At 62.9% G+C, this 13,002-nt stretch carries 15 protein-coding genes; 1 reads left to right on the forward strand and 14 read right to left on the reverse strand.

Annotation, left to right across the window (positions count from 1 at the left end; genetic code table 11):
* Nucleotides 1-11: 11 nt before the first annotated feature.
* The 12 genes from recO to rpoE are packed head-to-tail and all read right to left on the reverse strand — an operon-like array spanning nt 12 to nt 9,586.
* Nucleotides 12-725, reverse strand: coding sequence for a DNA repair protein RecO (gene recO / locus EL335_RS07245; protein WP_172600054.1), 714 nt, complete (start codon nt 723-725; stop codon nt 12-14).
* Complete coding sequence (gene era / locus EL335_RS07250) at nt 725-1,618, reverse strand: GTPase Era (protein ID WP_126445481.1); 894 nt, start codon at nt 1,616-1,618, stop codon at nt 725-727. The genes recO and era overlap by 1 nt, the downstream gene beginning before the upstream one ends.
* Entirely contained in the window at nt 1,615-2,283 is a 669-nt protein-coding gene (gene rnc / locus EL335_RS07255) for a ribonuclease III (protein WP_126445483.1), read from the reverse strand. The genes era and rnc overlap by 4 nt, the downstream gene beginning before the upstream one ends.
* Nucleotides 2,284-2,285: 2 nt before the next feature.
* A complete protein-coding gene (locus tag EL335_RS07260; protein ID WP_126445485.1) occupies nt 2,286-2,642 on the reverse strand; it encodes a DUF4845 domain-containing protein in 357 nt (118 codons plus the stop codon).
* A gap of 22 nt (nt 2,643-2,664) precedes the next feature.
* Nucleotides 2,665-3,453 carry a signal peptidase I gene (lepB, locus tag EL335_RS07265; protein WP_126445487.1) on the reverse strand — a complete coding sequence of 263 codons (789 nt, stop codon included), beginning with the start codon at nt 3,451-3,453 and terminating at the stop codon, nt 2,665-2,667.
* Nucleotides 3,454-3,468: 15 nt separating this feature from the next.
* Nucleotides 3,469-5,262, reverse strand: coding sequence for a translation elongation factor 4 (lepA, locus tag EL335_RS07270; protein ID WP_126445489.1), 1,794 nt, complete (start codon nt 5,260-5,262; stop codon nt 3,469-3,471).
* A gap of 45 nt (nt 5,263-5,307) precedes the next feature.
* Nucleotides 5,308-5,544 (reverse strand): glutaredoxin family protein, encoded by a 237-nt coding sequence (locus tag EL335_RS07275; protein WP_348541429.1) that lies wholly within the window; start codon nt 5,542-5,544, stop codon nt 5,308-5,310.
* Complete coding sequence (locus EL335_RS07280) at nt 5,537-6,967, reverse strand: DegQ family serine endoprotease (protein ID WP_126445493.1); 1,431 nt, start codon at nt 6,965-6,967, stop codon at nt 5,537-5,539. Before EL335_RS07280 ends, EL335_RS07275 begins: the two co-directional genes overlap by 8 nt.
* The gene (locus EL335_RS07285; RefSeq protein ID WP_126445495.1) at nt 6,961-7,443 is read right to left on the reverse strand and encodes a SoxR reducing system RseC family protein; all 483 of its coding nucleotides are present in this window, start codon (nt 7,441-7,443) and stop codon (nt 6,961-6,963) included. The genes EL335_RS07280 and EL335_RS07285 overlap by 7 nt, the downstream gene beginning before the upstream one ends.
* Nucleotides 7,440-8,435: a MucB/RseB C-terminal domain-containing protein gene (locus EL335_RS07290; RefSeq protein ID WP_126445497.1), complete on the reverse strand. Its 996-nt coding sequence runs from the start codon at nt 8,433-8,435 to the stop codon at nt 7,440-7,442. Before EL335_RS07290 ends, EL335_RS07285 begins: the two co-directional genes overlap by 4 nt.
* A complete protein-coding gene (locus EL335_RS07295; RefSeq protein WP_172600055.1) occupies nt 8,432-8,971 on the reverse strand; it encodes a sigma-E factor negative regulatory protein in 540 nt (179 codons plus the stop codon). The genes EL335_RS07290 and EL335_RS07295 overlap by 4 nt, the downstream gene beginning before the upstream one ends.
* A gap of 15 nt (nt 8,972-8,986) precedes the next feature.
* A complete protein-coding gene (gene rpoE / locus EL335_RS07300) occupies nt 8,987-9,586 on the reverse strand; it encodes an RNA polymerase sigma factor RpoE (protein WP_126445501.1) in 600 nt (199 codons plus the stop codon).
* A gap of 157 nt (nt 9,587-9,743) precedes the next feature.
* On the opposite strand from rpoE, the gene nadB reads away from it, so the two are divergent.
* On the forward strand, nt 9,744-11,312 hold the full coding sequence (gene nadB / locus EL335_RS07305; RefSeq protein WP_284155494.1) for an L-aspartate oxidase: 1,569 nt from the start codon (nt 9,744-9,746) through the stop codon (nt 11,310-11,312).
* Here the strand turns inward: nadB and EL335_RS07310 are convergent.
* Together EL335_RS07310 and fabF are read right to left on the reverse strand one after the other, a co-directional pair.
* Nucleotides 11,296-11,613 carry a hypothetical protein gene (locus tag EL335_RS07310; RefSeq protein WP_126445505.1) on the reverse strand — a complete coding sequence of 106 codons (318 nt, stop codon included), beginning with the start codon at nt 11,611-11,613 and terminating at the stop codon, nt 11,296-11,298. The two genes, nadB and EL335_RS07310, sit on opposite strands and share 17 nt — an antisense overlap.
* 33 nt (nt 11,614-11,646) lie before the next feature.
* Nucleotides 11,647-12,879 (reverse strand): beta-ketoacyl-ACP synthase II, encoded by a 1,233-nt coding sequence (fabF, locus tag EL335_RS07315; RefSeq protein ID WP_126445507.1) that lies wholly within the window; start codon nt 12,877-12,879, stop codon nt 11,647-11,649.
* Nucleotides 12,880-13,002 lie beyond the last annotated feature (123 nt).

Raw genomic sequence — 13,002 nt, forward strand, 5'->3', positions numbered from 1 at the left:
CTCTCCACTACTCAAATGTCTTGCAAATCGATGAACACCCGCCGCGTCTGCAACGGCTGGCCTTCCAGATAATGCGCCAACAGCGTGCGCATCAGTGGCTTGGCCTCGGCCAGGGTGCGCGGATCGGCGTAATTATCCTCCGCGAGATCGAGCAAGGTCTGGCCGGAAACGCAAGGCCCGCTGCCAGCTTCTTCCGCCGGCAGCGCGCCGCGCTCGACCTGATAGCGATAGCTGCGCCGCGGCTCGATCGGCTGGCCCTGCGCATCGTGTTCCAACCGCAAGCCATAGCCGAGCTCGCGCAGCAGGATTTTCTCGAAGCGGCGCGCGGCGGCCTCGATCGTGCCGCGCGCCAGATCCCCCAGCGCGCTGCCATAGGCATCGAACAGCGCCACATGAGGATCTTCACGCGGCAACAGTTTCATCAACAGCTCGTTCAGATAATAGCCGACCAGGAGCCCAGAGCCGACGAGCAGCGGCAAGCCGCCCAGCCATTCGGCCCTGGCCAGCGTCTTCACTTCGCCGCCGCCGAACCAGGCAAGTTCGAGCGGCTGGAAGGCATGCAGCACGCCGCGCAGTGCCGAGCGCGGCCGGCGCGCCCCGCGCGCGAGCAATGCGAGACGGCCATGTTCGCGCGCGAAGATCTCGAGAATCAGGCTGGTTTCGCTGAATGGGTAACTATGCAGCAGAAAGGCAGCCGCACCGTCAATGCGTTGCTTGCCGGTCATCACTCATAGCCGAGACTCTTCAGGGCGCGCTCATCAATGGTCCAGCCACTCTTCACCTTCACCCAAGTTTCCAGCCAGACCTTGCCGCCGAAGAGTTTTTCCATGTCATGGCGCGCAGCGCTGGCGATGCGCTTTAGCCGTTCGCCTTTCTTGCCGATGACGATCGCCTTGTGCGCTTCCTTGTCGACGATCACCGCGGCATGGATACGCCGCAGCTGGCCCTCTTGCTCGAATTTCTCGATCTCGACGGTGAGGCCATAGGGCAGCTCGTCGCCCAAATTGCGGAACAGCTTCTCGCGCAACAGCTCCGCGGCGAGGAAGCGCTCGGAACGATCGGTGAGCTCGTCCGGCGCGAAGATCGGCGGTGCTTCCGGCAAATGTCGGCCGGCGACATCGAGCAGCGTATCGAGGTTTTCGTCCTTCTCGGCGCTCACCGGTACGATGTCGGCGAAAGCGTATTCCTTCGCCAACAGCGCGATCAAGGGCAGCAGCGCTTTCTTGTCGGCCAACCGATCGATCTTGTTGATCACCAGCACGATCGGCTTGGCCGCCGGCAGGCGTGCGAGTACCGCGCGATCCTCATCGCGCCAGCGCCGCGCATCGATCACGAACAGAATCACATCGACGTCGTCGAGCGCCGCATTCACGGCGCGGTTCATCGCCCGGTTCAATGCCGTGCGGTATTCGGTCTGGAAGCCCGGTGTATCGACGAAGACATACTGGCGCGTTTCAGTCGTCAAGATGCCGTGGATACGGTGGCGCGTGGTCTGCGCCTTGCTGGAAGTGATGCTGAGCTTCGCGCCCACCAGATGGTTCATCAACGTCGATTTGCCGACGTTCGGACAACCGACGATCGCCAGGTAGCCGGCGCGGAAAGAATCCATTTCGTTCATGCGCCGCTCAGCTTGTCCAGGGCCGCCTGCGCCGCTTCCTGCTCGGCGGCGCGCCGGCTCGCGCCCCGGCCGGTGACGCGGATATCGAGGGCAGGAATGTTGCAGGCGACCACGAACTCCTGGGCATGGGCGCTGCCGAGCGTTTCGAGCAATTGGTATTGCGGTAGCGGCAGACGCCGCCCCTGCAGCCATTCCTGTAAAGCCGTCTTGGCGTCCTTGCCAGCGCTGCGAGGGTCGAGGCGCTCGATGCGCTCCCGGTAGAGACGCTCGATCGTCGCCAGCGCCGAATCGAAGCCGGCGTCGAGGAGAATAGCGCCGAAGATCGCCTCCAGCGCGTCGGCCAGGATCGAAGGGCGTCGAAAGCCGCCGCTTTTCAGCTCGCCCTCACCCAGGCGCAACGCATCGCCCAAACCCAGGCTGGTAGCGATTTCCGCCAGTGTTTCCTGACGCACCAGGCTGGCACGCAGCCGGGAAAGCTCGCCCTCCTTGAGCGTGGGAAACTTGCGGAACAGCAACATCGCGACTGCGCAATTGAGCACGCTGTCGCCGAGGAATTCGAAGCGTTCGTTGTGCGGCGAGGAATGGCTGCGGTGCGTCAGCGCCTGGCGCAGCAGCTCGGGTTTGGCAAAGCGGTGGCCAAGCGCCTGTTCGAGCCGCACGCTCAAGCCTACTCCTTCGAGGAACCGGAAAAATCGAGCAGCAGGCTGACGTTGGCGAACAGCGGAATGCGCTTTTCGTAAGCGAACGAGACGACGATCTGACCTGCTTCCTTGGTGATGTCGAGATCGGCGCCGGTGATTGCCGAGATGTAGTCCACGTTGGCCTGCCGGTCGAAAGCTTCGCGGATTTGCCGGACACTCGTCTCGGGGCCGGCCGCCTGGGTCACCTTCTTGATCGAAGCGACCACCTGCCGATATTCGATGTATTCCGGGACGACCTTCATGCCCAGCAGGGCGAGGAGCGCAACGACGAACGCAGCGAACAGCAGGCCGGAAAGTGACATACCACGGTGCTTGTAGTTCATTCTCCCTCCTCACCAGGCAACATCAGCGGAAACCGCCGATACGCTTCAGATCGCCGAAATTGAACCAGATGTAGAACGCCTTGCCGACCAGGTTCTCGTCGGGCACGAAGCCCCATACCCGACTGTCCTGAGAATTGTCGCGGTTGTCGCCCATGACGAAGTAATGGCCGGGCGGCACTTCGCAGACAAAGCCCTCGGTATTGTAGAGGCATTTGTCACGGTGGGGAAACTGCATGACATGCGGCACGAAAGCCGGCGCATCGTTCTCGATCAGGATCATATGCTCCCGGTTGCCGAGCCGTTCTTCATAAAGCGGCGTATAGAACAGGCGTTCCGCGTCGAAATAATCGCCGGCGCGGCGCACTTCGACCGGCTGGCCGTTGATGGTCAGGCGCTTGTTCTGATAGGCCACCTTGTCGCCGGGAAGTCCCACGACGCGCTTGATGTAATCGAGCGAAGGATCGGGCGGGTAGCGGAACACCACGACATCGCCACGCTCGGGCTGGCCGATATCGACGATTTTCTTGTTCACCACTGGCAGGCGGATGCCATAGGCAAACTTGTTGACGGCGATGAAGTCGCCGACCAGCAAGGTCGGAATCATCGAGCCGGAAGGAATCTTGAACGGCTCGACGAGAAATGAGCGCAGCAGGAACACCACCAGGATGACCGGGAAAAAACTGGCACCGTATTCGACCCACAGCGGCTCCTTGGCATCGGGCGCGCGCCGCTTGCGGAAATGGATGCGATCGAGCGCCCAGAGCACACCGCTGGCGACCAGAAGAATGAAAAGGATCAAGGCGAAGTTCATGGCGCTCCCGACTGGTTATTTTTCGTCGACGCGCAGCACGGCCAGGAAGGCTTCCTGGGGAATTTCCACGCTGCCGACCTGTTTCATGCGCTTCTTGCCGGCTTTCTGCTTTTCCAGCAGCTTCTTCTTGCGCGTGATGTCGCCGCCGTAGCATTTCGCCAGCACGTCTTTACGCAGCGCCTTGACGTTTTCGCGCGCGATGATCGTCGAGCCGATCGCCGCCTGGATGGCGACGTCGTACATCTGGCGCGGGATCAGGCCGCGCATCTTGGCCGCCAGCTCACGGCCGCGATACTGGGCATTGGCGCGATGGACGATCACCGACAGAGCATCGACGCGGTCGCCGTTGATCAGGATGTCGAGCTTGACGACGTCGGCGGCGCGGTATTCCTTGAATTCGTAGTCGAGCGAGGCATAGCCGCGCGAGACCGATTTGAGCCTATCGAAAAAATCGAACACCACCTCGGCCAATGGCATCTCGTAGGTGACGTGGACCTGGCGGCCGTGGAAGCGCATATCGACCTGCGTGCCGCGCTTTGCTTCGCACAAGGTGATCACCGCGCCGAGATAGTCCTGCGGCACGAAGATCTGCGTCGTGATGATCGGCTCGCGGATCTCCTCGATCTTCTGCAGTTCCGGGAGTTTGGACGGATTTTCGACGAAAATCTCGGAACCGTCGCGCAGCTTGACCTGATAGACGACGGTCGGCGCCGTCGTGATGAGATCCTGATCGAACTCGCGCTCCAGCCGCTCCTGGACGATCTCCATGTGCAACAGGCCCAGGAAGCCGCAGCGGAAACCGAAACCGAGCGCCTGCGAGACTTCCGGCTCGAACTGCAGCGAGGCGTCGTTGAGCTGCAGTTTTTCCAGCGCCTCGCGCAAGGAATCGTACTGGTTCGCCTCGACTGGATAGAGGCCGGCGAAGACCTGCGGCTTGACCTCCTTGAAGCCAGGCAAGGGTTCGGCCGCCGGGCGCTCGGCGAGCGTCACCGTATCGCCTACCTTGGCGGCCTTCAATTCTTTGATCCCGGAAATGATGAAGCCAACCTCGCCGGCAGAAAGCTGCTCGCGCGTCTGCGACTTGGGCGTAAACACCCCGACCTGTTCGCACAGATGCACCGCCCCCGTCGACATCAGGCGAATCTTGTCCTTGGCTTTCAGGCTGCCATCGACGACGCGCACCAGCATCACGACGCCGACATAGTTGTCGAACCAGGAATCGATGATCAGCGCCTTCAAAGGGGCGGTCGGGTCGCCCTTAGGGGGCGACACACGATTGATCACCGCTTCGAGGATGTCGTCGATGCCCATGCCGGTCTTGGCCGAACAAGGAATCGCATCAGTCGCGTCGATACCGATCACTTCCTCGATCTCGGCGCGCGCATTGTCGGGATCGGCCTGCGGCAGATCCATTTTGTTGAGAACCGGCACGACCTCGACGCCGAGCTCGATCGCCGTGTAGCAATTCGCCACGGTCTGCGCTTCGACGCCTTGCGAGGCATCGACGACGAGGAGCGCACCTTCGCAGGCCGAGAGGCTACGCGAGACCTCGTAGGAAAAGTCGACATGCCCCGGGGTATCGATCAGGTTGAGGTTGTAGCGTCGGCCATCCTTGGCCTGATACCACAACGCCGCCGTCTGCGCCTTGATGGTGATGCCCCGCTCGCGCTCGATGTCCATCGAATCGAGCACCTGCTCCGACATTTCGCGCTCGGAGAGACCGCCGCAGCGCTGGATGATACGGTCGGCGAGGGTGGACTTGCCGTGATCGATATGGGCGATGATCGAAAAATTGCGGATGTGATCCATGAAAAAAAGCGCCGCACGGCGCCTTCGAGAAAATCGCCGCGGATTTTATCGCGAAAGGGCCGCCCGCAGTGCCACCAGATCGAGGAAAAAGTGGCAAATTTCCGTCTCGCCCAACATCAAGACGGGAATGCGCGACCCGAAGCGATCGCGCCAGGCCGGATCGTCATCGATATTACGCACTTCGATTGCGCAACCATGCTCACTGCGAAAATCCTCCAGCACGGCGAGCATGTCTGCGCACAGATGGCAACCGGGTCTGCCGTAGAGCGTCAGTTTATTTATCCTGCGCCCCCTTGATCGTCACGAAGGTCTGGCTGTCGCCGCGCTTGACGAGCAGCGTGACGACGGCCTCCTTGTCGAGCTTCGCCAGCAGGCTGTTGAACTGCTCCATGGAACGGATCTCCGTCTGCACACCTTTCTGGATCAAGGCCAGGATCACGTCACCGGGACGCAGGTCGTTGCGCGAGCCGTTCTTCACGTCCTCGACGATCAAGCCATGACGAATGCCCAGCTGGCGCTTCTGTTCCGCGGTCGGTTCGGAGAGCACCAGACCGAGCCGGTTCGCAGGCTGAGCCTCGGCCGGCTTGCCGCGGCGTGCAAGGCGCGCCACCGGTTCGTCGGGCATTTCTCCGACCGTCACGGTCAACTCTTTGGTCCTGCCGCCACGCCAGACCTGCACGCTGGCACGGGTGCCCGGCTTGGTATTGCCGACGATGCGCGGCAGGTCGGAGGATTGTGCCACCGGCTTGTCGTTGAAGCGCAGGATCACGTCGCCGGCCTCGATGCCTGCCTTGTCGGCGGGACTGCCTTTTTCGACCGAGGCGACCAGCGCACCCTGGGGCTTCGCAAGCCCGAACGAATCGGCGAGCTCCTTCGTCACCTCCTGGATCGCGACACCGATGCGACCTCGATGCACCTTGCCGGAAGCGCGCAGCTGGGCCTGCACCTCCATCGCGACATCGATCGGGATCGCGAACGAAATCCCCTGGTAGCCGCCAGAACGGCTGTAGATCTGCGAGTTGATGCCGACCACCTCGCCGTTCATGTTGAACAGCGGGCCACCGGAATTGCCGGGGTTGATCGCCACATCGGTCTGAATGAACGGCACGTAATTTTCGGAAGGCAGCGAACGTCCTTTGGCGCTGACGATTCCCGCCGTCACGCTATTTTCGAAACCGAACGGCGAACCGATCGCCACCACCCATTCGCCGACACGCAACTTGCTCGGATCACCGAGCGTCACTACCGGCAGGTTGCGCGCCTCGATCTTGATCAGAGCAACGTCGGTACGCTTGTCCGCACCGATGACTTTTGCCTTGAATTCGCGCTTGTCGGTCAGCTTGACGATCACTTCGTCGGCACCCTCGACGACGTGGGCATTGGTCAGGATGTAGCCGTCGGCGCTGATGATGAAACCGGAACCGAGGGAGCGGTTCTCGAATTCGAATTCGCGCGGCGCCCCGGGAATGCGGGGGAACATGTGCGGCGCGAAACGGCGGAAGAACTCGAAGGCCGGGTCGTCCTCGTCGAACGGCAGGCCGCCGAAGCGCTGACCGCGCACCACCTGGGTCGCGCTGATGTTGACGACGGCAACTCCCTGCTTCTCCGCCAGATCGGCGAAATCGGGCAATTGGGCTTGCGCCTTGAGCAGGAAGAGCGCCAAACCGAGGGCCAAAAGACAATGTTTCATCCACTGTTTCAGCATGATTCACGATCCTTGAAGAAAACCACTGGAGGCGTTTTGAATTCCAACGACAGAATTGGTTCCCGGCGCCGCGCTTCAAGTCCCCACCAGCGCAGCCCAACGATTCCCGCCATGAGGCCAAGCAGCATGCCGATGAGCGCCGCCGGCTCGCTGCCGGTGAGCGCGGTGGCCAGCAAGGCGCCGCCCAGGGCCAGCAGCAGGGGGATGCCATAGGCCAGCCACACGGCGCGCAGCACCATCCCGTCGGCGGCACGGATGACGACCGCATCGCCGGGGCGAGCGCCGATCGTGTTCGGCAGACGGATCAAGAGCAGTTTCCCGCCCTTGCCGCCCGCCGCATCGAGAACATTGCCCGGCGTGCAGCTTGGGCAGCTGCCCGCCTGAGCGCAGCCACCGCAGGCATTGCCAGGGCCGGTCGTCTCGACCCAGGCATCGCGGCCTTCGAGCCGCACGACGATCCCATCGGTCCGATTCATTGGCCGCGCACCTCGATCCCTGCCGCGAAATGCCGGATCGCCACCGGCGGCAGGTCGCCCATCACGACGATTTGATGCCCATCGAGGACGCGTTTCGCGACACTCATCGCTCCCATGGTGCGGAAACTTTCTTCACCACGGTCCCGGGGCGAAGACAGGGGTGAAATGAAGACCGAAAAAGCGGCGAGACCGTCCGAAAATACCCAATGGAGCATCGCGGCATCCTTGCCTTCGTTGCCGAACGCCCGCCGCAACGCGGTCAGCTTGCGAAAGCCAGGCAGTTCATTGCGGAAGACCCAGGGAACGTCATCGTGCAAGTCGCTCAGGCGAGCCTGACGGATGCGCCAGCTTTCTTTCGCAGCAGCCTTGTATTTCGGTTCGAGCACTTCCGGCGGGATCGATTCGCCGATGCGCAGATCGGTAAATGCCATCGACTCGAGCACGCTACCCTGCGCATCGACGATGTCTGCCCGCAGCAGCAGGCCGGACGCCGCATCCACCCAAAGGCGATGGCCATAACGCCAGGTGTCGCGTGGCTCGAGACGGATCGTCTGACAGTCGAACCCGGCCACACGCTCGCTGCCGCCGGTGCGAATCAGATAATGGTCGTGCAGATCACCCAGTCCGCTGGCCAGCAAGGCCGGAAAACTGCGGCGCACACTGCGCTGCTCGATGATGACCAGCCGGTTTTCCGGCAGATAGCAGCTCACCTCGTCATCCTGACGGACCACTTCGCGCGGACTGCCGTCGAGCACCTCGAGCCTTTCGCTCTGCCGGCCCTGGCTGGCCAAATGGGCGATGCGCGAAGTCTCGCTGCGATTGCCGCTGCGATAGACGAAAGTGCCCGTATAGCTCAGCGTCTCGGCCGCCATCGAGATGCGCTGCAACCACTGCAAGCCTTCGCTCTGGATCGCTATCGTCTGTCCCCAGGCCAGAGGGCTCAGGCCGCCGGCCGCCACCCAGAGACAGCACAAGAGGGTGACGCGCCTCATGGATGTGTCGCGGTCAGGACCACGCTTCGGATCTGCCGGGCCGGTTCGGCCAAACGGACCGTCGCCGCCTGGGCCTGATGCGCCAGCAGGTATTCCTGCATCTCAGAGGCAGTGGCAGGCACGGCATTCACCAACGTCGCCGTTGGCGGAATCATGGCGGGCCCGCCGGGCGCCGCTGCAAGCTGAGCGCTGCCGCCCCCTGGTTGCAAAGTGCCGGTCAAGGCGACCCAACCGACCACGGCCACACCCGCCACCGAGGCGGCCAAGGCCAGCAGCGGGTGAGGTCGCCGCCGGCGCTCGTGCAGGTTGCGCGGAGCCAGTATCACGGGCTCCTCAGCAAGCCGCGCCATCACGGCTTCGGTCACATTCAACCGAGGAGCCGACTCGCCGCGCAGACTCTCGCCGATGAGCAAATAATCACGCCACCTCTGCATATCGTCCAGGCTCGCCCGGATCGCCGCCTGCTCTTCGTGCGCCTCGACCTCGCCATCGAGCAGGGCGGAAATTTGCATCGCACGTTGCGTATCGATATCCATAGGTTTCTCCATCACCTACCAGCGCCGATGCGGCGCGGTATCCAGCAAGGGGCGCAGACGCGCGGCGATCGCCTCGCGGGCGCGGAAGATGCGCGAGCGCACCGTACCGATCGGACAGTTCATCACTTCGGCAATTTCCTCATACGATAGTCCTTCGATTTCGCGCAGGCCGATCGCCACGCGCAAATCTTCGGGCAGAGCTTCCATTGCCGCATGCACCGCAGCGCCGATCTGCCGGGACATCAGCACGCCTTCGGGCGTCGTCTCGTCGCGCAGCAGCACCGAGTCCTCGATGCCTTCGCTTTCCTCGTCGCCGACCTCGCTCATCGATGGCATGCGTCGACCATGCGCCATCAGCCAGTTTTTCGCGGTATTCACACCGATGCGATACAACCAGGTGTAGAACGCGCTCTCGCCACGAAAGTTCGGCAACGCCCGGTAGGCCTTGATGAAGGCTTCCTGGACGACGTCCTCGGCTTCGGCCGGATCGCGCACCAGCCGCATCACGAGCCTCATCAGCTTGCGCTGGTATTTGGCCACCAGAAGGCCGAAGGCTTCCCGGTCGCCGTTTTGCACCCGTTCGACGAGCAGAGAATCGGCTTCGCGCTCTCCCATGCGGTGGCAACACTGTCGAAGAAATTGGACGCATCAGTATAACCACCTCGAACCGTTTCATCCCATTACAGCACCAGTTCCAGAGACCAACGCCGAGCGGATAAAGTTCCTTCGCCGGCGTGATATAGTCGCCGGCACCATGGCCAAACAGGGTTATCTGCGCGAATTCGACGTCATCGTGATCGGCAGCGGACTGGCCGGATTGTCGGTTGCGCTGCGGCTCGCCGATACGCACCGCATCGCGCTCGTCACCAAGCGACTGATCGACGATACCGCGACGAACTACGCCCAAGGCGGCATCGCCGCGGTGCTCGATGACGCGGATTCGATCGAATCCCATATCCAGGACACCTTCGTCGCCGGCGCCGGCCTGTGCGATCCGGTCGCCACCCGCTTCGTCATCGAGCATGGTCGCGCCGCGATCGACTGGCTGATCGAGCAGGGCGTGCCTTTCACGCGTGACGCTTCCGGCTATCACCTGACACGCGAAGGCGGCCACAGCACGCGGCGCGTGATCCACGTCGCCGATGCGACCGGTGCCTCCGTGCAGCACACCCTGAGTGCGAAAATCCGCGCCCACCCGAACATCACCGTACTGGAACGCCATATCGCGGTCGACCTGATCACCGGCCGCAAGCTCGGTTATCAAACGCAACGCTGCTGGGGCGCCTACGTCCTCGACATCGACAATGAACACATGGTGACACTGGCCGCCCAGAATACGGTGATCGCCTGCGGCGGCGCCGGCAAGGCCTATCTGTTCACCAGCAACCCGGACACCTCGACCGGGGATGGCATCGCGATGGCCTGGCGTGCCGGCTGCCGCGTCGCGAACATGGAGTTCATCCAGTTCCATCCCACCTGCCTCTACCACCCGCGTGCCAAATCCTTCCTGATCACCGAGGCGATGCGTGGCGAAGGCGGCATCCTGCGCCTGCCCGACGGCACCCGCTTCATGACCGAACACGATCCCCGTCTCGAATTGGCGCCCCGCGACATCGTCGCCCGCGCGATCGACTACGAGATGAAGAAACGCGGCCTCGACTGCGTCTACCTCGACATGACGCACAAGGACGAAGCCTTCCTGCGCGAGCACTTTCCGAACATCTACGCGCGCTGCCTCGAGCTGGGCATCGACATCGCCAAGGAGCCGATCCCGGTGGTGCCCGCCGCGCATTACACCTGCGGCGGCATCGTCGTCGACCTGGCGGCGCGCACCGACATTGCGGGACTCTACGCGCTGGGCGAGGCTTCCTGCACGGGCTTACATGGCGCGAACCGTCTAGCGAGCAACTCGCTGCTCGAATGCCTCGTCTATGGCGAATCGGCCGCCCACGACATCCGCGCGCAAAAACGCGTGAAAGTGCCTCGCCTACCTCGCTGGGACGAATCGCGCGTCACCGATGCCGACGAGGAAGTGGTGATCGCCCACAACTGGGACGAGCTGCGCCGCTTCATGTGGGATTACGTCGGCATCGTACGCACCACCAAACGGCTGGAACGCGCCCGCCACCGCATCCGTCTGCTGGAGCGGGAAATCGACGAGTTCTATGCGAATTTCCGCGTCAGCAACGATTTGCTCGAGCTCAGGAATCTGGTGCTCACCGCGCACCTGATCGTCGCCTGCGCGCTGCGGCGCAAGGAAAGCCGCGGCCTACACTACAGCCGCGATTATCCAAACCTGTTGCCGAAGGCGCGCAACACCGTTCTCACGCCGCGTCCCTGAAAAGCGCGGGGCGCGCCCGCCAGCGCAACCAGACGCGCAGCCGTCGATGCACATCGTGGCCCGTCGCTCGAGGCGGCACGACCAGTGTCTCGCACCGCCCGCCCTGGCGCAGGCGCAGGATCACCAAGCCCGTAAACATCGTCGTCGCGGCATCGAGCACGGCCTCCCCGCATGCCCCAGAGCGACGCTCGATACCCAAACGGCCATCCGCGCCGAGGAGCAGCGCATCGATGTCGCCCCGGCAGAGTAGGCGCGCCAGCCAGTATTGGCGGCGGATCTCGATGCGCAAAGGCAAACGCACCGTCAGCGTCGGCGGCCAAAGAGCGAGACCGCGTCACACCCGCTTGAAGGCGAGTGTTCCATTGGTACCGCCGAAACCAAAGTTGTTCTTGATCGCGACGTCGATCTTCAGGTCACGCGCGGCATTCGCGCAATAGTCGAGGTCGCACTCCGGATCCTGCGCAAAGATGTTGATCGTCGGTGGCGACACCTGGTGATGCACGGCCAGCGCGGTGAGCACCGACTCGAGCCCGCCAGCGCCGCCCAACAGGTGGCCGGTCATCGACTTGGTGGAATTGACGACGAGCTTCTTCGCGTGGGCACCGAACGCAAGCTTGATCGCCTCGGTCTCGTTCTTGTCGCCCAGCGGCGTCGAGGTGCCGTGGGCATTGATGTACTGCACTTCGTCCGGATTGATGCCGGCATCCTTGAGGGCATTCAGCATGCTGCGCCGCGGCCCGTCGGTATCCGGCGCCGTCATGTGATAGGCGTCGCCGCTCATGCCGAAGCCGGCGAGTTCGCAGTAAATGTGCGCGCCGCGTTTTTTCGCATGTTCGTATTCTTCGAGCACCATCACCCCGGCGCCCTCGCCAAGCACGAAACCGTCGCGATCCTTGTCCCAAGGACGGCTCGCCGTCGCCGGATCGTCGTTGCGTGTGGACAGCGCCTGGGCGGCGGCGAAACCGCCGACCGCCAATGGCGTGATGGTCGATTCCGCACCGCCGCAGACCATCGCGTCGGCATCGCCATACTGGATCATCCGGAAACTGGTGCCGATCGCATGCAAGCCGGTCGTGCAGGCCGTCACTACGGCGAGGTTCGGCCCTTTGAGGCCGAGCATGATCGACAGGTTGCCGGAGATCATGTTGATGATCGTGCCGGGGATGAAGAACGGCGAGATCTTGCGCGGGCCGCTGGCGAGGTAATCGTTGTGCGTGTCCTCGATCATCGGCAGGCCGCCGATGCCGGAGCCGATGTTCACACCGATACGATCGGCATTGTGCTCCGTGACCACCAGGCCGGAGTCGCGGAAAGCCTGAATTCCCGCCGCCATGCCGTAATGGATGAAGACATCCATGCGCCTGGCCTCCTTCGGCGACAGGTAGTCGGTGACATTGAAGCCCTTCACCTCGCCAGCGATGCGCGCCTTGAGGGCGGAGGCATCGAAGCGGGTGATCGGGCCGATGCCGCTGGTTCCGGCAAGGATGGCGTTCCAACCGTCAGGGACGTTGTTGCCGACCGGCGAGACGAGTCCCAGACCGGTCACGACGACACGGCGACGCGACAAGGCATTCTCCTGGAGGCTGCAAAGGTGGTGCGGGAAAGTCCCGCGGCTTAACAGGCCGTTTAAAAACTACTGCGGTAGGCCATCTGCGGCGTTGCGCGGTGCTCGCTCCCTCGCCTATCTTAT

The sequence above is a fragment of the Sulfuricystis multivorans genome, from assembly GCF_003966565.1.
Taxonomy (GTDB): domain Bacteria; phylum Pseudomonadota; class Gammaproteobacteria; order Burkholderiales; family Rhodocyclaceae; genus Sulfuricystis; species Sulfuricystis multivorans.

Coding starts and splice junctions, on each gene's coding strand:
- recO (WP_172600054.1), bottom strand. CDS start 725: ATGACCGGCAAGCAACGCATTGACGGTGCGGCTGCCTTTCTGCTGCAT.
- era (WP_126445481.1), bottom strand. CDS start 1,618: ATGAACGAAATGGATTCTTTCCGCGCCGGCTACCTGGCGATCGTCGGT.
- EL335_RS07260 (WP_126445485.1), bottom strand. CDS start 2,642: ATGAACTACAAGCACCGTGGTATGTCACTTTCCGGCCTGCTGTTCGCT.
- lepB (WP_126445487.1), bottom strand. CDS start 3,453: ATGAACTTCGCCTTGATCCTTTTCATTCTTCTGGTCGCCAGCGGTGTG.
- lepA (WP_126445489.1), bottom strand. CDS start 5,262: ATGGATCACATCCGCAATTTTTCGATCATCGCCCATATCGATCACGGC.
- EL335_RS07280 (WP_126445493.1), bottom strand. CDS start 6,967: ATGCTGAAACAGTGGATGAAACATTGTCTTTTGGCCCTCGGTTTGGCG.
- EL335_RS07285 (WP_126445495.1), bottom strand. CDS start 7,443: ATGAATCGGACCGATGGGATCGTCGTGCGGCTCGAAGGCCGCGATGCC.
- EL335_RS07290 (WP_126445497.1), bottom strand. CDS start 8,435: ATGAGGCGCGTCACCCTCTTGTGCTGTCTCTGGGTGGCGGCCGGCGGC.
- EL335_RS07295 (WP_172600055.1), bottom strand. CDS start 8,971: ATGGATATCGATACGCAACGTGCGATGCAAATTTCCGCCCTGCTCGAT.
- rpoE (WP_126445501.1), bottom strand. CDS start 9,586: ATGGGAGAGCGCGAAGCCGATTCTCTGCTCGTCGAACGGGTGCAAAAC.